The sequence below is a fragment of the Streptomyces sp. NBC_01314 genome (assembly GCF_041435215.1).
In the GTDB taxonomy this organism is placed as follows: domain Bacteria; phylum Actinomycetota; class Actinomycetes; order Streptomycetales; family Streptomycetaceae; genus Streptomyces.
Genome location: NZ_CP108394.1, coordinates 11,159,521 through 11,178,201, shown reverse-complemented (window position 1 = coordinate 11,178,201; position 18,681 = coordinate 11,159,521). Strand labels below are relative to the sequence as shown.

The window sequence follows — 18,681 nt, the reverse complement described above, 5'->3', positions numbered from 1 at the left end:
TCGAACCGCGCGGTACGGGCCCGCCTCGGAACCGTCTCCGCGGCCGGGCTCCATGCGGAAAGATCGGCCCGGGGGCCGAGGCCGATCGGCCGCCGGGCCGAAGCGCGCAGCCGCCACTCGGCAGCATCGTGAGCCCTATGAATCTCACGACTTCGGCGCTCGGCGACACGGCTCCGGCTCCGGCACCGGCACCGGCACCGGCACCGGCACCGGCACCCCGACGGGAAACCGCACGGCGGATCACCGCGCTCGACGCCCTGCGCGGCTTCGCGCTCTGCGGCATCCTCCTGGTGAACATCAACCAGATCACGCCCATGAAGGAGGTAGACGACACCTTCCACTGGTACCCCATCGCAAAGTTCCTGGACCTGTTCGTCCAGGAACGCTTCTTCCCGATCTTCTCCTTCCTCTTCGGGCTGAGCTTCGCGGTCTTCCTGGACAGCGCCGCCCAGCGCTCGCACCACCCCCGGCTGCTCCTGGTACGCCGGCTGATCGCTCTGGGCCTGCTCGGCGCAGCCCACCAACTCCTCCAGCCCGGTGAGGCGCTGGAGCCGTACGCGATCATCGGACTCGTCATCCTGCTGCCTGCCACCTGGCTGCCGACCTGGCTGGTGCTGACCGGCGGCCTGCTGGGTACGGTCGCTTCGGTCACCCTGGTCAGCGGCGGCATTGTCAGCATCCCGGGTCTGTTCCTGCTCGGTCTGGCGGTCGCCCGCCTCGGCATCGCCCACACCCTGGACCGCCGCACCGGCCAACTGGCCGCCGTTCTCGCCGTGGCGGCCCCGGCGGCAGCCGCCGCGGTGTGGTGGCAGTACACCTATCCGCCGGTCGGGCCGCTCGCCACCCGCATCGCCGCCGGCGCCGGACTGCTCGGTGCCCTCGCCTACGCCACCGCCCTGCTGCTCCTGCTGCGCACGCCGCTCGGCCGCCCGTTGTCGGCAGTGCTGGAACCGCTCGGCCGGATGGCACTCACCAACTACCTCACCGCCACACTCGCGGTCACCGCCGCCACCCCGCTGCTCGGCCTCAGAGACTCCGCGCGCTGGGGCACCGCCATGCTGCTGGCCGCGGGAATCCTCACAGCGCAGGCCGTCTTCAGCCACTGGTGGCTGCGCCGCTTCCGCTACGGCCCCCTTGAGTGGTGCCTGCGCTGCGTCACCTGGTGGACCATCGTGCCCATCACCCGCCCCCGAGCGGCAGCCGCCTGAGGCGGGGGCCCACGTAGGGGGCCGACGTACGCGACGGAAAAAACGGGGCGACGACGCGAGGTGGCCGGGTCAGACAGAACGTCGGGGGCAGTGTCTACACCTCCAACAACCCGCGCCACCCCGCCGCGAATGTTTCGGGAGCCGTGGAGGTGAGGCAACACCTCGCCTGGCGGGGAGGAGAAATGGCGCCTTGTGCGACGGAGCTGTGACGGCAAGGGCTACATCACAGGCACGCCGAGACAACTGTCGTCGAGACAGCGATCAGATGCACCTCGTTCGTAGAATCGTGCCCACCGTCAACGCGTACGCCGCGACGTCCTCGACCGAACCGCTCACCCAGACCACCTTCGAACGCCGCGAAGTCGGCCCGCACGATGCCCTATGCCCTCATCGAGATCAACTACGTCGGCATCTGTCACTCGAACATCCACCACGGCCATGGCGACTGGGGCCCGGCGCACTATCCTGCGGTCCCCGGTCACGAGATCGCGGGAGCCGTCACCGCGAGGACTTCGTCGTCCGTATCCCTGACAGCGTCACCCTGGACGAAGCCGCCCCGATGCTGTCGCGAGCATCAGCGCCCGCTCGCCACTGCACCGGTGGGGCGCCGTCCACAGCACCGGGGCGGCGGCCGAGTAGATCGCGCCACCCAGCAAGTCGCTCGTGACGAAGGCCGTGTTGGGCCGGCAACGCACATCGTTCGGCACGGGCGAACATCCGCGACTGGTTGAACAGGTGGACGTCCAGGACAACTGCTACGCGACGGTGTCGGACGCGGTCCGCTTCTGGTCCGCCGCCCAGGAGGCCAGCAGGCGCAACCCGTCGTACGAAGGGGAACCGGGTTCGGCAGTCCACACGATGATGGGCTGGTGGGGGTCCGTGCCACACGTGAGCGTGTTCCAGTCGAGTGCCAGCTCGCCCACCACCGGGTGACGAATCTTCATGACGCCCTTGCCCCGCATCGCGACGTCATGCGCGGTCCACCACTGCCGGAACCGCGCGTCACGGGCGGAGAGCTCCTCGACCAGAGCGATGAGGCGCGGGTCGCCGGGGTAGCGCGCGCTCTCCATACGCACGTGAGCGATGGCCAGCCGGGCGACCTCCTCCCAGTCCACGTATCGCTCTCGCATCAAAGGGTCGGTGAACAGCAGCCGGACGAACACGCGCTCCTGCTCCGGGTAGCGTTCGAAATCGGTCCACAGAGCGGCGGCGAGCTGGTTCCAGCCCAGGATGTCGGTGCGCCGGCCGATGACGACAGCCGGCGAGGCAGTGAGGTCGTCCAGCATGCGCTGCAGCTGCGTGTCCACCTGCTGACGGTCGCCCGACATGGGCGGGCACACTCTCTCTTTCGCCGCGAGGTCGAAAAGGTAGGTGCGCTGGTCGTCGTTCAGGCGGAGCACCTGGGCGATCTCGTTCAGGAGAAGAGCCGACGCCTGGAGACGGCCCTGCTCGATCCGCGTGTAGTACTCGGTGCTGATCGCGGCAAGAAGCGCCACTTCCTCACGGCGCAGACCGCTCACCCGCCGCCGTTGCCCCCCGCGGAGTCCGACCTCGGAAGGACTGACCTCGGCACGGCGAGCCTTGAGGAACTCACCCAGCTCGTTCAGATGAGGATTGCGATTCATGATCTCCAACCTCGCACAAAAGCCCGGCGTTGTGAGGAGAAGAGATTCCTCCTACATCGGCTCGACTGTCGCACGATAATCATACCGGTTCCGACGTGTATGGCTGGACGCAGAGGGGGACTCGGCGACCCAGCATGCGCACAGGGGCCTCCGAGTTTCCTTCCACGTGCGGCTGAGTCGTCAGCTCAGCGCCTTGAGCAGCCCCTGGGCCAGCGGAACCGCCGAGCGCTCCCACTCTCTCTCGATGCGCTGTAATCAAATTGGCCTAATAATGCCAGCCTGACATTCGAACACTCATTTACATTCGAATCGAATTGAATAGCCGTGGATACATTTGGACTTGTCTTGACATGAACAGTTTTAACCTGGAAGGTTTTTTGAAATTAGACGGGGGCCATAAAGCCCGTAACACGATCACAAGCTGTGACTGAGCATCGCAATTGGCCAGGTTGGCCAAGTAGCGCGCTCCGGGGGTCGGCTTGGCCCGCCCAGGAGTGCTCGATGCCCGCGTCAGGCGGTACTGGGGTCGGTCGGCCAACCTCCCTCGATGGCCGGACCGCTGCCGACGGGGACGTTCGCGGCCACCAATGCTGCGGCCTCGCGAGCACTGAGCCGCGTTCCGAGCACACATGACTGAGCCTGCCGCGACCACGGTGTGACCACATCCCCCGATTTGTCTCCCGCTGGTCTCACCCGCGGGACCTCCTCGTGGAATGGATTCGCAGTGCTGCTCAGCAGGCTGAACTCGTCGTGTGACGGAAACGGGAAGAACACGCGTAGCGCCGACTGCGCGTACAGAGCCTCGGCCAGTTCGGCGTCGCCGAGCCGGATCACCGGTGAGCGTTCCAAAGTCAGCCGCCAAGCGGTCGACACCACCCTGCCTGGCGGTGCCGCGTCAGCGGGTCCCCTGCGAGAAGCGGCGTTCTTCGCGGTTCGGATTGGAGTCGTATCCCTTGTCTCCGAGCAGGGCTTCGGAATGCCTGCGAGGACGACCGGGGCGGCCCGCCACCGGTGGGATGCCGTCGATCAGGGCGAGAGTCCGGGTCACATCGTTGATGTTGGCCGCGGTCGTGATGACCTTGAGCAGGGTGCCGGGACCGCCGACGATCAAGTGGTGTTTGCTGCCCATCTTGCGCCCGTCGACCGGCGACGGACCGGCGTCGGCACCCCCTCTTCGCGCGGATGTGGGAGCCGTCTACGCAGGCCCGCGACCAATCGAGGCCGCCCGCCGCGTTCAGTTCGGTCAGCAGGATGCGGTGCGGCTGACCGAAGACTCCCGCCTGCTGCCACCGCTCCAGGCGGCGCCAGCAGGTCTACCCGGAGTCGAACCCCAACTCCAGCGGCAGGAGTTGCCAGGCTACGTCGTTGTACACACATGAAGAAGCCCAGCCGGTTGATGGCGTCCTCGCCGCTCGTGGTGGATGCCCAGCCCGGCTGGATACCCAGGGCGTTCCAGTGCACGCCGTGCCAGGTGCGCCCACTGCCCGTCAGTGATGGTGTCCACGGAGATCGAGACGACATCGGCGCCGACTCCCGCTGCACCACGCGCCAGGGCTCCGGCGATCACCGCCATGTGGCCGTAGCCCGAATGGAGGCATGGCGATAGTGGGGCGGCCAGACGAGGACATGGTGATCGGGCTCCTGAGAGTCTGCGCTCGGTGCGGATCAAGCTTTGCATCGGAAGAGCGCGCTGTGGGGGGTAGGAAAATGTCCCCTCCCTATCCTTCGCCGGGTAAGCGATTCTCCCCTTCGGGGAGTGACTAAAAGGCGCAACCGCGGGACTTGTTCTTTCTTGCCGGTTACGGGGGCGGGGCACGGCGGCTGGGGTACCTCTACACGACGGGGCTCGCCCCACCGCTCGCAGCGAAGCGTGCTGCACCGCAGCCAGTCGTCCTTGGTGTTCCAGGACGATGCGAGCCATTGAAGGGCGAGAAGGAACGTGACCATCCAGATGCCAGACGTGGGGAATCAGCCCGCGGCCCTGACCACGTTTGTGGGCAGGCGCGGGAACCTCGCAGAGGCACGCCGCCGTCTGGGGACGACGCGGCTGTTGACACTCACCGGCCCTGGCGGGGTGGGCAAGACCCGGTTGGCGCTGGAGGTGGCCGCGGTGTCGGCGACGGAGTTCGCGGACGGGGTGTGCCTGGTGGATCTGGCGCCGGTGCGGGACCCGTCGTTGGTGGCGAATGCCATGGCGACCGCGCTGGGGGTGCCGGACCTCGGCATCGGACCGGTCATCGACCAGCTCGCCGCGTTTCTGACCCACCGCGCTCCGCTGATCGTGCTGGACAACTGCGAGCACCTCGTCGACGCCTGTGCTGAGCTGGCACATGCGCTGCTGTCGGTCTCCCCCGGGCTGCGCGTTCTGGCGACCAGTCGCCGGGCGCTGGGAATTTGCGGAGAGCACATCGTCGCCGTCCCTCCGCTGGCGTCCGACGACGCGGTGGAGCTGCTGCGGGACCGGACCGCCGCCGTACGCCCGGAGTTCCGGGTCACCGACGCCAACCGCGCCCAGGTCCTCCGGTTGTGCGAGGAGTTGGACGGGCTGCCGCTGGCCATCGAGCTGGCCGCGTCCCGGCTGCGGACCCTGACCGTCGACGAGGTGGTGGACCGGCTGGAGGATCGCTTCGGGCTGCTCGCGAGCGGCTGCCGGGTCGCCCGGCCGCGCCAGCGCACGCTCCGCGGGCTGATCGACTGGAGCCACGAGCTGTGCACCCCTGCTGAGCGGCTGCTGTGGAACCGGCTGTCGGTCTTCGCCGGCGACTTCGGCCTGGATGCGGCCGAGAGCGTCTGCGCGGGCGACGGCATAGGCCAGGACGACATACTCCATCTCCTGGACCAGTTGGTCGTCCAGTCCATCCTCCTGCCCACCGAGCGAGATGGTCGGCCGCGTTATCGGCTGCTGGAGACCATCCGCCAATACGGGCGTGAGCGGCTCGCCGAATCCGGCGAGGAGCAACGGATACAGCGACGGCACCGTGATTTCTACCTGGCCTTCGCCGAGCGCATGGCCGACGGCTGGTACGGCCCCGGCCAGCGGGAGAGCCTGACCCGGCTGCGTGCCGAGCATGCCAATCTGCATGCTGTGCTGGAGCGGGGAGGCGACCCGCAGGCCACCCTGGCGCTGGCCGCCGCGCTGCGCTTCCACTGGTGCGAGGGCGGGTTCCTCGGTGAGGGACGCCACCGGCTCGACCGGGCGTTGGCCGCCGCACACGAACCCACGCCGACGCGGGCCAGGGCGCTGTGGGTCGCCGCCTGGGTGGCGACACTGCAGCGCGATCACGCTGCGGCGCACCTGCGGCTGGACGAGGCCGCGGAACTGGGCGAGCGACTGGAAGACCCGGTGGCGTGCGCCCACGTCCAAAGCCTGCGGGGCACGTTGGCTTTGTTCAGTGGCCGGCTGGAGGAGGCCGTGTCGTTGCTGGAGGCAGCGATGGCCTCTCATCTGCGGACTGGCGAGGAGGCCGGGGCGGTCCACGCGCTGATCCAGATGGCCACCGCCCAGTCCCACCTGGGGGATCCACGCACCACGGAGACCTGCAGACAGGCGCTCGCCCTGGCCGAGGCGTGCGACGAGCGGCTGCTCCGTGCGCATGCGCAGTGGACGCTCGGTTACGACGCCTGGAGGCGGGGCGATCTGAAGGGGGCCGGACGCATGATCCGGGCCGCGCTGGAGAACGAACAGGGCTTCAACGACTACATCAGGGTCGCACTGATGCTGGAGCAGCTCGCCTGGGTCACCTCCGCCTGCGGCAGCCACGAGGAGGCGGCACGGCTGCTGGGTGCCGCGCGTGCCCTGTGGCGTGACCTCGACACCTCCGTATCGGCGTTCGGACCCCACATGGCCGCCCAGTACACCCGGTGCGAGGAGGACGTCGTACGGGCGTTGGGCCCGGCCGCGTACGAGACGGCCCTCGCGGAGGGCGGGCGCCACCATGGCCCCGACGAAGCCATCGCCTACGCCCTGCGCACCGAACCCGAACCGCCGGCCACACCCTGCGCCCCGAGCCCGCTGACACCCCGGGAGGGCGAAGTGGCCGCGCTGGTGGCCGAAGGCCTCAGCAACCAGCAGATCGCCTCCGCGCTCTGCCGCTCCCCGCGCACGGTCGAGCGCCACGTCGAGAACGTCCTGGCGAAGATGAGCTTCAGCTGCCGCGCCCAGATCGCGTCCTGGTGGACAGCGAACCAGGCGCTCACCGCGTAGGGCAACTCCGTAGAAATACCCAGGCGCCTGGCGGGCCCGCTGCGTGGAAGCACGCATGGCCTCGGGGCGTACCCCTCGCCGAGTATTTCGGCACGACGGAACGGCAAGGCGCGCCCTTCTGCGCCGCAGGCCTCGGACCCGCGCCCAGCGAGTGCATCCCGAACCCCGCCGCACGGGCCGGCCTGCGGGAAGGTCACGGCCAAGATCGGCAGTCACCGTACGTAGCAGTCCATTCAATGGGTCGCTCAGAACAAACTAGGAGCTCATGTGACGACCGAAGAGCAGGGCCGACTCGACAGAAGATCATTTCTCACCGCCGCGACGGCCGTGGGGGCCGGCAGCCTTCTGGCCACCGGCTTGGGGATCGGCATCGCCCCCCGCGCCGCCGCCGCGACCGGCGCAAACGTCACTTGGCGCATCAGCTTTGAGAACAAGAACAAGTCCGCCGGGAAGGAGTACGCAGCAACGATCAACGCGATCGTAGATCGTGTGAGGTCCCACCGGATCCAGCCAGAGGGCCAGCGCCCCGTCTCGGTCACCGATGAGACCGGGGCGAACTACTGGACCACCATTGACCTGCACGCCGAAACAGGCACTCAGTTCATCCGGATATTCATGCGCCAGTCGGACGCCTACATTCTGGGATGGCGCATAGGGGACGAGGTTGGCGGTGATGGCGGTGCAGTGACCCTCGGTAACTTCTTCACGCTGGAGGCCGACGTGAACCTGCCGGGAGCCATCCGTCCGCTCGCCCCCAACGCGAACGTAGATCCCCGACATGAGGCAATGGGGGCGGGCTACGGCGCCCTAGAGGGCGCGGCCGGAGTCAACCGTGTTGGTATGCCGATCACTCCCATCAGCCTCGACCAGGCCGTGAGAGACCTTCATGACGGCCTCAATGTCAGCCGCGTGGCGCGGGGGCTCCTGCAGATCATCGTGGCGCTCGCCGAAGGATCCCGGTTCATAAATCAAGCGGCTGCGACTGCCACGGCCTTCGGCAACGGTTTGCCGTACACCGTCACCGCGCAGCACGCTACCCAGCACAACAACTGGCTTAGTCTCAGTAGGCAGTTTTTCGACTGGCTGGCTGTGAATTGGCCGGGCAGCGGTGGCAATTACCCCCCGGCGTTGGCGGGAATCCTGATGTTGGCGCACCACTCGGGCCGCGGCACCTTCCGCGACAGGCACCTTGACTCGACTTCAACGCAGTTCGTGGCGCAGGACGGCTTCGCCGACCACACGAACGTGCAGGATGCGATCGACGCGGCCCACCTCGACGGCGAGAGAAGAATCATCATCGACAAGGGCTTGTACCATGAGGTCATTGATGTTCCGTCGAACAGGAGTTTCCTCACGATTGAGAGCCTCACCGGCAACCGCGCGGATGTCGTCATCTACAACACCAGGTGCCACGGGATGATCGACCCGTACACCGGCACGAAGTACGGCACCCAGAACAGCGCCGTGGCCACATTCACGGCACCCAGCCTGATCGTCAAAAATCTCACGATCCAGAACACATTCGAGCGCAGCGCCCACCCGGAGATCAGCCCGTACGAGACCCAGGCCGTCGCAGTCGCCGCCATGGGTGACCGGCAGATTTTCCACAACGTCGCGATCATGAGTCATCAGGACACCCTGTACGTCAAGGGGCAGACGCCTACGACCCAGGCCCGGCAGTACTTCGTCAACTGTTTCGTTCGGGGCGACGTGGACTTCATCTTCGGCAACGCCACCGCGGTGATCGACCGGTCCACGATTCAGGCACTCGCGTGGCCCGGCGGCTCGGTGCTGGCGCCGAGCACCGACAGCAGCAAGAAGTACGGGATCCTGATCAACAGCTGCACGATCACCACCGCCAATGTACCGAGCGACTCGATGCACCTCGGTCGGCCGTGGCGCAACACCTCGACGGCCTGGCCCCAGGCGGTGGTGCGCAACAGCGACATCCAGCCGGGCGTCAAGGACGCGCAGCCCTGGACCAACATGGTCCCCGAATACCCCTGGCAGCAGGCCCGCTTCAAGGAGTACCAAAATGTCGGCCCCGGAGCCGGCCAAGGCGCGAACGCACCGAAGATGAGCGACGCGGAGGCGGCCGACTTCACCGTCGCCAAGTATCTGGCAGGCAGTGACGGGTGGACTCCTCGCTGGTGACCGGAGCAGAGGTAACGCGCCCGCTACCCACCGGCGGCACCTCCGCCCTGGCGTCGAGGTGAACCATGGCGGGGCCTGGACAGCATTCCCGTCTCGGCCCCGCCATGGTTCGTACACACACCATCAGCCCTGGGCTTTCGCCGGTGTGAGTGTGCGGCGAGGATGACGGCTGCGTGGTGTCGCGAAGGCGACGTTCAGACGCGCTCCGTACGGCGAAGCTCTGCGAAGCGCCACGTCTCCAAGGTGGCCAGGCCGCGAAGAGCACAATGACGCCGGCCGGCGCGACCAGGGGCGGCAGCTCGGCAGCCGCAGGCAGCCAGGCAGCCACCAGAATCAGGGCCGCCGACCGATGTGGACCCCGGTCGCGCACCGCGAGTCACCCGAACCACTCCGCCAGTTGTACGGCACGCCCGTTCCCATCCAAGGGGCAGGCGCAGCCAGGGGAAGGTTCCTTCCCCCTCACAACTCTCCCGTCCGATGCGAGGGTGACGTCCGTTCCAGCGGCGGCTCGTGCTGCGGCGGTGCTCCGACGGGGAGGTCCACGTCAAAGGTGACGGCGGCCGTGGCAAAGTCCAGATGTGCGGCCAGCCGAGTCCAGGCTGATGGCCACCGGAATTCCAGGTGGATGGCCGTCTGACCAGTGGTGTTCCTGATCACTTCCTTAACTGGAGGAGACCCCTCCGACCGTTTGCTGGTGTTTGCGCGCATCAGCTACCGGCCGGAGAGGTCCTGTGACGAAGTCTGACACGGAGATTATGGAAATCCTTGAGGCGTACGACCTGACCGGGACGGTCTGGTCGGCGGCGACCTTGACGGGGCACGACCCGAAGACGGTCAAGCGGTATGTCGAGGCCCGCAACGGCGGGCGCAATCCCTATGAGCGAGAGCCGCGGCCGAAGATGATCGACGCGTTCCTGGAGAAGGTCGAGGAGTGGGTCGAGCAGTCGAAGGCGACGATCCGCGCCGATGTGGTCCACGACAAGCTCGTGAAGATGGGCTACCGGGGCAGCGCGCGCTCGACGAGACGGGCGGTGAACGCGGCAAAAGTGGCGTGGAAGGCGGGCAAGCGCCGCACCTACCGGCCGTGGATTCCCGAGCCGGGCCGGTGGCTGCAGTTCGACTGGGGCGAGGGTCCGCGCATCGCGGGGCGTCGGACCTGGTTGTTCTGCGCATGGCTGTCCTGGTCGCGGTTCCGGGTCGTGATCCCGGTCTGGGACTGCACGCTGGGCACGCTGGTGGCCTGCCTGGACACCACGCTCAGGCGGATCGGCGGGGCGCCGACGTATGTACTGACCGACAATGCGAAGACGGTCACCGTCGAGCACATCGCCGGGATCCCGGTGCGGCATCCACAGATGGTCGCCGCGGGCCGCCATTACGGCTGCCAGGTGGTCAGTTGCGTGCCCTACGACCCCGAGTCGAAGGGTGGTGCGGAGGCCACGGTCCGGATCGCGAAGGCCGACCTGGTGCCCACCAGCGCGAACCTGCTGTCCGCCTACGACACCTTCGCCGAGCTCGCCGATGCCTGCCTGACCTGGTGCGATGCCGTGAACTCGCGCCGTCACCGGGCGACTGGGCAGATACCCGCGAGCCGTCTGGACGTCGAACGCACCACACTGCATGTCCTGCCCATCGAGCCGCTCGCGCTTGCGCTGGGCGAGGAGAGGCTGGTCGGCTCGGACCGCACGATCAGCTTCAACGCGGTGCGCTACTCGACCCCGCCGGGCTATACCGGTGCCAAGGTGTGGTGCCGGGTGGTCGGCGAGGAACTGTCCATCACTGCCCGCACCAACTCCGGGGACCTGTCGGAGATTTGGCGCCACCAGCTTTCCACCCCGGGTGTTCCGCAGATCATCGACGAGCACTACCCCGACCATCCCGACGGCCGCAGCATCCACCAGCCGAGGCTGCGGCCCCGCTCGGAGGCGGAGATCGCGTTCGTTGGCATCGGCCCCGGGGCCGGGCGCTGGCTCAAGGAGGCCGGACCCGCCGGCGCGGTCCGCATCCGCGCCAAGATGGCCCGCGCGGTCGAGCTGGCCACCGTCCTGGGCAACGACAAAGTCGACCAGGCCCTCGGCCTTGCGGCCACGGCCGGGCGCTTCGCCGACGACGACCTGCTCTCGATCCTGGGACACATCGCCGACAGCAAGCCCGCCGGCGAGGTCGTCCGCGCGGACGAGTCCCACTCCGTCCAGAACGGAACCATCGGCTGGCAGGCCCTGGGCCGCTGAGCCAACACGTCGTCCACCACCCCAAACTGACTGCTCGTCATTCAAGAGAACGGCACCTTCGTGAGTTTTCCCAGCCCGCCCGCCCTCCCCGAGGAACTCGACAAGCTCATGCGCCGCATGCGCCTGCCCTATATGCGCAAAGCCGCCCCCGATGTGCTGGCCACCGCCCGCGCACAACGCTGGGACCCCGCCGAGGTGCTGCGGCTGCTGATAGCCGAGGAGGTCACCGGCCGCGACGCGGCCACCCGGCGTCTTCGCCGCCACTCGGCGAACTTCCCCACCGGCAAGACCCTGGGCTCCTGGCGGGCCGAGGACTCCACGATCCCCGAACCCACCCAGAACTCCCTGATCACGCTGGAGTGGATCGGCCGCGCCGAGAATCTGGTGATCGCCGGCCCGTCGGGGACGGGCAAGAGCCACTTCACCGAGGGCCTGGCCCAGGCCGCGATCGAGAACGACCTGCGGGTGTCCTGGTTCACCCTGGAGACGCTCAGCGCCGCGATCGGGAAGTCGAAGGTCGACGGGTCCACCGCTCGGACCGTCGCCCGGATCTGCCGCGCGGACCTCATCGTCATCGACGACATCGGCTTGCTGCCTGTCGGGGAAGACGCCGCCGAGGCGTTCTACCGGATCATCGACGCCGCCTACGAACGCCGGTCCATCGCTGTGACCAGCAACATCCACCCCTCAGGCTTCGACACGATCATGCCGAAGACTCTCGCGGGCGCGAGCACCGACCGCCTGATGCACCACGCTCACCTCGTGACCACCACCGGCGACTCGCACCGCCTCGCCGAGGCCCTCGCAGGGAAGGGGGTGGTCCCCTTGAGCTGACCCTCACCCCCAGGAACACCACTGGTCACACACCTGGGTTTCTGATGGCCACCAGCCTGGACACTCAACGGCCACCCACCTGGGCATCTCAATGACCGTTGACAAAAGGGGAGGAAGTATGGCGGGCCGTCCTGAGAAGCGACTGGAACCGGATGACGGGCCGGTGCAGCGGCTCGCATACGAACTGCGGCTGCTGCGCGAGCAGGCCGGTAGTCCCACCTATCGGACCATGGCCCAGCGGGTGCGCTTCTCGGTGACGACGCTGGCGCAGGCGGCTTCGGGCGAACGGATGCCGTCCCTTCAGGTACTTCGGGCGTATGTGCAGGCGTGCGGCGCGGACCCGGATGAATGGCAGGTGCGGTGGAAGCAGGCGGTCGAGGAGGCGGCAGCGAGGCTCGACACCGGCGGTGTGCCGCCGCCCTACCGGGGGCCGGCCCCGTATGAACCGGAGGACCGCGCTTTCTTCTTCGGTCGCGACCGCCTGGTGGCGGAGCTGGTGGCGCTGGTGACCGAGCGGCGGTTCGCGATTCTGTCCGGTGCCTCAGGGAGCGGGAAGTCCTCCCTGCTGCGGGCGGGATTGGTCCCGGCGTTGCAGGAGACGGCGGGACGGCTTCGGCCTTCCGCCCTGGTCCGGCTGCTCACGCCGGGGGAGGGTCCCGCGGCCGCCTACGACCGTCTGTTGAACCCGTGCCCCGACGAGCCTGAAATCTGGATGGTGGTCGACCAGTTCGAGGAGGTCTTCACGCTCTGCCGGAACCGGGCCGAGCGAAACCGCTTCATCGACCTGCTGCTGGCCGCCCGAGAGCCGGACAGCCGGGTACGGGTGGTGCTCGCCGTACGGGCTGACTATCGCGGTCGCTGCGCCGAGCACCCTGGTCTCGCGCAGGCACTGCGGGATTCCAGTCTGCGGATCGGCCCGATGAGCCCTGCGGAACTGCGGGAGGCGGTCACCGGGCCGGCTGCCGCCGCGGGGCTGCTGGTGGAACGGGAGTTGACCAACAGGCTGGTCCAGGACGTCGCGAACCAGCCGGGCGGACTGCCGATCCTCTCCCGCGCCCTGCTGGAGACCTGGCGAAAACGCCGGGGCCGGATGCTGACGCTGGCCGCCTACGAAGCCGTTGGCGGCGTCCTCGGCCCGATCGTCGCCACCGGCGAAGAGGTCTACGGCCGCCTGTCCCCCGCCCAGGCACACACCGTCCGGCAGCTGTTGTTGCGGATGGTCGTCCCCGGCGACTGCTCCCCCGACACTCGACGCCCGATTCCCCTGGCCGAGCTCCGCTCCCTTCCGGAGCCCGAGGAGGCGGTCCGGGTCGTGGAAAGGCTGGCCCACGCCAGGCTGCTCACCGTGGGCGAGGACACGGTGGAACTCGCCCACGAGGCTCTGCTCACCCGCTGGGCCCGGCTGCGCGGCTGGATCGAGGAGGACCGTGAGCGGCTGCACGAACAGTGCCGCCTCATCGAAGCCGTCCGTATCTGGCAGGAGTTCGGCCGCGACCCTGGCGCCCTGTACCGGGGCATCCGACTGGCCAGGGCGGAGGAGTTCTTCACCGCTCCAAAGATGCGCGGTGCCCTCACGGCACAGGAGAGGGCGTTCCTCAGCGCCTCCCGGCAGGCGTGCGAGACGGAACGGTGGGAAGCCGCCAGAACCGCCCGCAGAGCACGGTGCCTGTGGGCCTCGCTGGCCGCTGTCCTGGCTGTCGTGCTGACCGCCGCGCTGGCCTCCCTGCAGGGTCCCGGACGGGCGAGCGGCTGCCCATCGAGACGGCCGGACCGCCGCTGTGGCCGACGATGCCGCTTCACGGGCGGACGCGGTCCGGACCGAGGTTGATTGTTCGGCGCCGCGGGCTGGATTGATGAACAATTCCAGCCTCTAAAGACTCGCCAGCACACGCAGGCGCCACCGCGCCGGCCATGGCTTTATATCGGCGCTCTCATCTTTTGAGTTCGCTGCCATTTGGCATGCCCTTTTTCTGCCGTTCTCGCGTCACCGGGAATTAACTTCCCCCTTTCCACCGGATCCCTTGACCGTCAATCATCAGGCGTGGATATTGATGCCGCATCCGGAGATGATCTGCGGAAGATGCCCCCACCATTACCGGGTGACGAAGAAGACGCGTGATGTGCTCCGTGATGGTCGGCTACCGAGGCAGGGCTGATTCAAAGTCCTGGTGATCATGTGGTGTTGCTGGTCAAGGCAGTCCGATCAGGTCCAGTGGGCGGGTGAAGGGCGTGTAGGAGAGCTCGCGCAGGCCGGCGGCGATGCTGTGGTGCCCAGCGGTGCGTAGGGTGCTGATCGCGAAGCTGCGCAGGGTGGCCATGTTCTCCGGTCCGTGGCCGGTGCGGATCTTCGAGGCGTCCTCGCCGAACGTGGTGTCTCTTACGTGGTGCACGGCCTCGATGCCCCATTGCGCGCGGGCGAGTTGGCCGATGGCCTGGGGAGATGCCGCACGCGCCGTCAGGTCGGTGATGGCGTAGACGGTCTCACGGGTGATCTTGCCGGTTTTGAGGTCGGTGCGATGCCGGTGGATCTTCGCGGCCTGCGCCACGTGCGGGAAGTCCAGCCCGAGACTGGTGACGGTGAGGGTGCGCACCGAGCGGGTCTCACGTCGCCCGTGCCCCGCCTCGCGGTCGTAGCGGCGGGCGGTCACCTCCTTCCACGGCAGCGAACGCAACGCGTTGTGCAGCGTCGGCTGGTTCCGCTTGACCACGAGCAGGTAGTGCGCCCTCTTCGCTTCGACCAGCCACCTGGCGTGGTCACGGTGGGTGTGCAGGGCGTCGGCGGTCACCACGACACCGGTCAGGTCGAACGGGGACAGCAGCTTCGTGAAGCCGGTGACCTCGGTGGTCTTGTCCGGCACCCGCAGCTGGCTGACGGTGCGTCCGCCTTCCAGGACGGCGGAGAGCAGGTGGGCGGCCGGGCCGGTGTCCGTGCGCGAGCCGCGGGCGGTCTTGCCGTCCATGGCCAGGTGCCGGCTGCCCGTGGGGTCGCATCCGAGTAGGTCGGCAAGCCCGCCGGGACATACGAGAGTCAGCAGACGGCGGATGGTTGAGCTGGACGGTGCGCGGCGCACGCCCAGTGGGCCGGTGGCGCGCACGCCGAGGCGGGCCAGTGCGTCCAGGGGCGCGTGGCGGGCCCACTGGCCCACGGCCAGATAGGAGCGAGCCCCGGCCAGCACCGCGCAGCAGGCGGTGAGCAGGACCGATGCCAGCGAATGTCGCCGTCCCCGCCGATCTCGCGGATCGCGAAGAACGGCCAGTCGTTCGGCGACACCCTTCACGCCTCGCTGGGCGGCGGTGGGCGACTTGGTCAGGCAGACAGTGGCAGACTGGCGGCACATCGAAGCTCCGGACGGGCAGGGCGACTTGGGAAGGTCACCCCGTCAACCGGAGCTTCGTTGTGTTCGTGACGGACTTCCGCCGGATCGTCGCACCTCCGCGACCTGCACGTTTCCATGACCCCCAAGACTTTGAATCAGCCCTGCCCCGCGCTCGGAGCACCGCGAGGCGCGCCAAATCTGCGTGAACCGGACAGCACGCGACTACGCCAAAGCCTTGGCGGCACACCCGAGGCGAAATCGTCGTCCTGATCCCCTGGCCAAGGCCGAGAGCGAACCGGGGTGGCTGACACCGCTCACCACCGCCGGATCACCGCGTCGGATGGCCTGTGATGGGAGCCCTCGGCACGGTAGAGCGCTGACGTGCCGCGGGTACCTGGTCGGCTCGAGTGGAAAGTATTTGCAAATTGCACGCATTTCGCGGTGGGCGGTCCGATCCTCCCCCTCAGGGAGACAATTACTTACCCAGCGAGTTTTACCCAGGGGAAAGATTCCTCCCCCCACCACGAGTAGACATGCCCTGAGCTTCGACAGACCATGGCCTGAGGGCCGCCCGACGGCGGACCGAGGCCGAAAGAGGAAACGCGCCATGGTTGAAACCGTTTCGTTCAGGAACAAGGCAGTAGAGATTTCAGGACATCTCCATCTGCCAGAAAACTTCAGCGAAGACAAGACGTATCCGGCACTCGTCGGAATCCATCCGGCCGGAGGCGTAAAGGAACAGACCATCGGCCACTACGCCAAGAAGCTCGCCGAGCAGGGATTCGTCACCGTTGTCTACGACTCCTCATATCAGGGAGCGAGCGGTGGCGAACCCCGCCTCCTGGAGGACCCGACGACCCGGGTGGAAGACGCTCGCTGTGCAGCCGACTTCCTCACCACGCTTCCGTTCGTCGACTCCGAGCGCATGGGGGTCTTCGGCATTTGCGCCGGCGGCGGCTACGCGATCAGCGTGGCCCAGACCGAACGTCGCTTCAAGGCAGTGGCCACGGTCAGCGCAGCTCCGATGGGCGAGGGTTCCAGGGGCTTTCTGGGGCACATGTCCCCGGTGGCCGAGCAGATCGGAACGCTGGAAATGGTCTCCAACCAGCGCACCGCGGAAGCGCGAGGTGCGGAGCCCGTCTACGCCCCGTTCATCCCGGAAACGCTGGAAGAGATCAACGAAAGCACCCCGGACCTCCTGCGCGAGGGGTACGACTACTACAGGACGCCGCGAGGTCAGCATCCAAATTCGAAGGGCCGTTTCCTGCTGACCAGCATGGACAAGATGTTCGCCTTCTCGGCGTTTGACCAGATCCCGGAACTGCTTACCCAGCCGATGCTCCTCATCGCAGGGAGCAAGGCGGACACAAAGGTATTCAGCGACCAGGCCTACGAGCTTTCCAAGGGGCCGAAGGAATTGTTCGTCATCGAAGGCGCAACGCATATCGCATTGTACGACGTGCCTGAATACATGGACCAGGCGATCCCCAAGATGGTGGAGTTCTTCGCCGTCCTCTAGAGGCCCACAACGCCTCAGCCGAGTAGGCGCAGAAACCGGTCCCGGACAAAGCGGCGAACGCGAACTGCGACTGTCCTACCACGCGGGTGCGGGACGGACCGCCCCGCAGGATCCGGCGTCGGACCGAATTCGCATACCGGGAGCGCGGCAGGGAGGGGAGATTTTCTTACCCCTCACAGCGCGCTCTTCCGATGCAAAGCTTGGTCGCACACCGACCAAGACATTTCGAGGAGCCCCTCACCATGTCCGATTCCGGCCGGGACTCCACCACGGGCAGTGAGGGCGACATCAGCCGGCTGGGCTTCTTCCTGGGTGCTCGGGTCGCGTGCCGGGCCGCGGTCTTCCGCGCGGGACGGGCCGCTCTCGCCGCCTGATCACCAGGCCTTTCCTCCCCGTATCCGATTCCGATCCACCCCCCACCCACCTTCCGCAAGGAGCCACCCATGTCCGACTCCCCGAACCTCGCCCTCATCCGCCGGCTCTACGAATCCGCAATGGCCCCGGAAGTCACCGCCGAGGTCATGGCGCCGGACCTCGTGTGGGACATCACCCCCGGCTTCCCCAACAGCGGCGTCTACCACGGCTGGGACAGCGCGGCGAAGGACTTCTTCGGCAGGACGATGCCGAACTACGAGTCCTTCGGGGCGGTGGCGGAGGAGTTCTACGCCGACGACGAAGGCCATGTCTTCGTGTTGGGGCACTACCACGCCCAGACGAAGACCGGGAACAAGGCCGACGTCCGCTTCATCCACCTGTGGACCGTCCGCGACGGCAGGGCCGTCAGCATGCGCCAGGCCGCCGACAGCCACGTCCTGCAGGAAGCCCTCAAGGGCTGAAGCCCCCCACCCATTTCATCAGGAGCAGACCATGGCGAAGATCCTCTTCGTGATCACCGCGTCCGACCACTGGACGCTGGCCGACGCAACCCGGCAGCCGGCCGGCTTCTGGGCCGAGGAAGCAATCGGCCCCTACCAGGTCTTCAGGGAAGCCGGATACCAGATCGCGGCGGCGACACCCGGCGGCGTGCCGCCCACGGCGGACGCGCTCAGCCTCACCGCGGAGTTCAACGGCGGCGAGGAAGGCGCGCAGCGCATGCGCACCGCCCTGCGCGAGGCGAGCGAGCTCGCGCACCCGATGCGCATCGAGGACGTGAACATCGACGACTACGCGGCGGTGTTCTACCCCGGCGGCTGGGGCCCGATGGAGGACCTGCCCGACGACGCCGCCTCCGGCCGGCTGCTCACCCAGTGGCTCGCCTCGGGCAAGCCGGTGTCCCTGGTGTGCCACGGCCCCGCGGCGCTGCTGGCCACCATCGGTGCGGACGGCACGTCGCCGTTCGCCGGCTACCGGATGACCGGCCTGTCCAACGCCGAGGAGAAACTCAACGGTCTCGCGGACCGCGCGAAGTGGCTGCTGCAGGACCGCCTCGTCGACGAACTCGGCGCCGACTACCGTGAGAGCGAGCCGTTCGCCCCGCACGTCGAGACCGACCGCACCCTGTACACCGGCCAGAACCCGGGCTCCGCGGTCCCGCTGGCCCACGAGCTCGTCAGGGCACTGGCGGGCTGACACCACAGCCGTGTGATCCC

The 18,681-nt window shown here is 67.7% G+C and carries 15 protein-coding genes; 11 read left to right on the top strand and 4 right to left on the bottom strand.

Going from position 1 to position 18,681, the window contains the following annotated elements; translation table 11 throughout:
- Positions 1 to 137 precede the first annotated feature (137 nt).
- The gene (locus tag OG622_RS49460; RefSeq protein ID WP_371583941.1) at positions 138 to 1,208 is read left to right on the top strand and encodes a DUF418 domain-containing protein; all 1,071 of its coding nucleotides are present in this window, start codon (positions 138 to 140) and stop codon (positions 1,206 to 1,208) included.
- Positions 1,209 to 1,582: 374 nt separating this feature from the next.
- On the top strand, positions 1,583 to 1,939 hold the full coding sequence (locus OG622_RS49455; protein WP_371583940.1) for an alcohol dehydrogenase catalytic domain-containing protein: 357 nt from the start codon (positions 1,583 to 1,585) through the stop codon (positions 1,937 to 1,939).
- A gap of 24 nt (positions 1,940 to 1,963) precedes the next feature.
- On the opposite strand, the gene OG622_RS49450 is transcribed toward OG622_RS49455, so the two are convergent.
- From OG622_RS49450 to OG622_RS49440, 3 genes are all read right to left on the bottom strand, one after another.
- Complete coding sequence (locus OG622_RS49450) at positions 1,964 to 2,833, bottom strand: helix-turn-helix domain-containing protein (protein ID WP_371583939.1); 870 nt, start codon at positions 2,831 to 2,833, stop codon at positions 1,964 to 1,966.
- Positions 2,834 to 3,343: 510 nt separating this feature from the next.
- Complete coding sequence (locus tag OG622_RS49445; RefSeq protein ID WP_371583938.1) at positions 3,344 to 3,706, bottom strand: DUF6193 family natural product biosynthesis protein; 363 nt, start codon at positions 3,704 to 3,706, stop codon at positions 3,344 to 3,346.
- 22 nt (positions 3,707 to 3,728) lie between these two features.
- Positions 3,729 to 3,962 carry a transposase gene (locus tag OG622_RS49440; RefSeq protein WP_371583937.1) on the bottom strand — a complete coding sequence of 78 codons (234 nt, stop codon included), beginning with the start codon at positions 3,960 to 3,962 and terminating at the stop codon, positions 3,729 to 3,731.
- 822 nt (positions 3,963 to 4,784) lie between these two features.
- Here OG622_RS49440 and OG622_RS49435 point away from each other — a divergent pair.
- From OG622_RS49435 to OG622_RS49415, 5 genes are all read left to right on the top strand, one after another.
- A complete protein-coding gene (locus OG622_RS49435) occupies positions 4,785 to 7,037 on the top strand; it encodes a LuxR C-terminal-related transcriptional regulator (protein WP_371583936.1) in 2,253 nt (750 codons plus the stop codon).
- 267 nt (positions 7,038 to 7,304) lie between these two features.
- On the top strand, positions 7,305 to 9,191 hold the full coding sequence (locus OG622_RS49430; RefSeq protein ID WP_371583935.1) for a pectinesterase family protein: 1,887 nt from the start codon (positions 7,305 to 7,307) through the stop codon (positions 9,189 to 9,191).
- A 755-nt stretch (positions 9,192 to 9,946) separates the two neighbouring features.
- Entirely contained in the window at positions 9,947 to 11,422 is a 1,476-nt protein-coding gene (gene istA / locus OG622_RS49425) for an IS21 family transposase (RefSeq protein WP_371572548.1), read from the top strand.
- A 108-nt stretch (positions 11,423 to 11,530) separates the two neighbouring features.
- A complete protein-coding gene (gene istB, locus OG622_RS49420) occupies positions 11,531 to 12,256 on the top strand; it encodes an IS21-like element helper ATPase IstB (RefSeq protein ID WP_371583979.1) in 726 nt (241 codons plus the stop codon).
- A 118-nt stretch (positions 12,257 to 12,374) separates the two neighbouring features.
- Complete coding sequence (locus OG622_RS49415) at positions 12,375 to 14,084, top strand: helix-turn-helix domain-containing protein (protein ID WP_371583934.1); 1,710 nt, start codon at positions 12,375 to 12,377, stop codon at positions 14,082 to 14,084.
- 361 nt (positions 14,085 to 14,445) lie between these two features.
- Here the strand turns inward: OG622_RS49415 and OG622_RS49410 are convergent, their stop codons facing one another.
- A complete protein-coding gene (locus OG622_RS49410) occupies positions 14,446 to 15,594 on the bottom strand; it encodes an ISAs1 family transposase (RefSeq protein WP_371583691.1) in 1,149 nt (382 codons plus the stop codon).
- 586 nt (positions 15,595 to 16,180) lie between these two features.
- On the opposite strand from OG622_RS49410, the gene OG622_RS49405 reads away from it, so the two are divergent.
- The 4 genes from OG622_RS49405 to OG622_RS49390 all read left to right on the top strand — a co-directional run bounded on the left by OG622_RS49405 (position 16,181) and on the right by OG622_RS49390 (position 18,661).
- The gene (locus OG622_RS49405; protein WP_371583933.1) at positions 16,181 to 17,092 is read left to right on the top strand and encodes an alpha/beta hydrolase; all 912 of its coding nucleotides are present in this window, start codon (positions 16,181 to 16,183) and stop codon (positions 17,090 to 17,092) included.
- Between the two features lie 242 nt (positions 17,093 to 17,334).
- Positions 17,335 to 17,466: a hypothetical protein gene (locus OG622_RS49400; protein WP_371574644.1), complete on the top strand. Its 132-nt coding sequence runs from the start codon at positions 17,335 to 17,337 to the stop codon at positions 17,464 to 17,466.
- 69 nt (positions 17,467 to 17,535) lie between these two features.
- Positions 17,536 to 17,928 (top strand): nuclear transport factor 2 family protein, encoded by a 393-nt coding sequence (locus OG622_RS49395; RefSeq protein WP_371583932.1) that lies wholly within the window; start codon positions 17,536 to 17,538, stop codon positions 17,926 to 17,928.
- Between the two features lie 31 nt (positions 17,929 to 17,959).
- Positions 17,960 to 18,661, top strand: a complete 702-nt coding sequence (locus OG622_RS49390; RefSeq protein ID WP_371574648.1) for a type 1 glutamine amidotransferase domain-containing protein — start codon at positions 17,960 to 17,962, stop codon at positions 18,659 to 18,661.
- Positions 18,662 to 18,681: the final 20 nt, after the last annotated feature.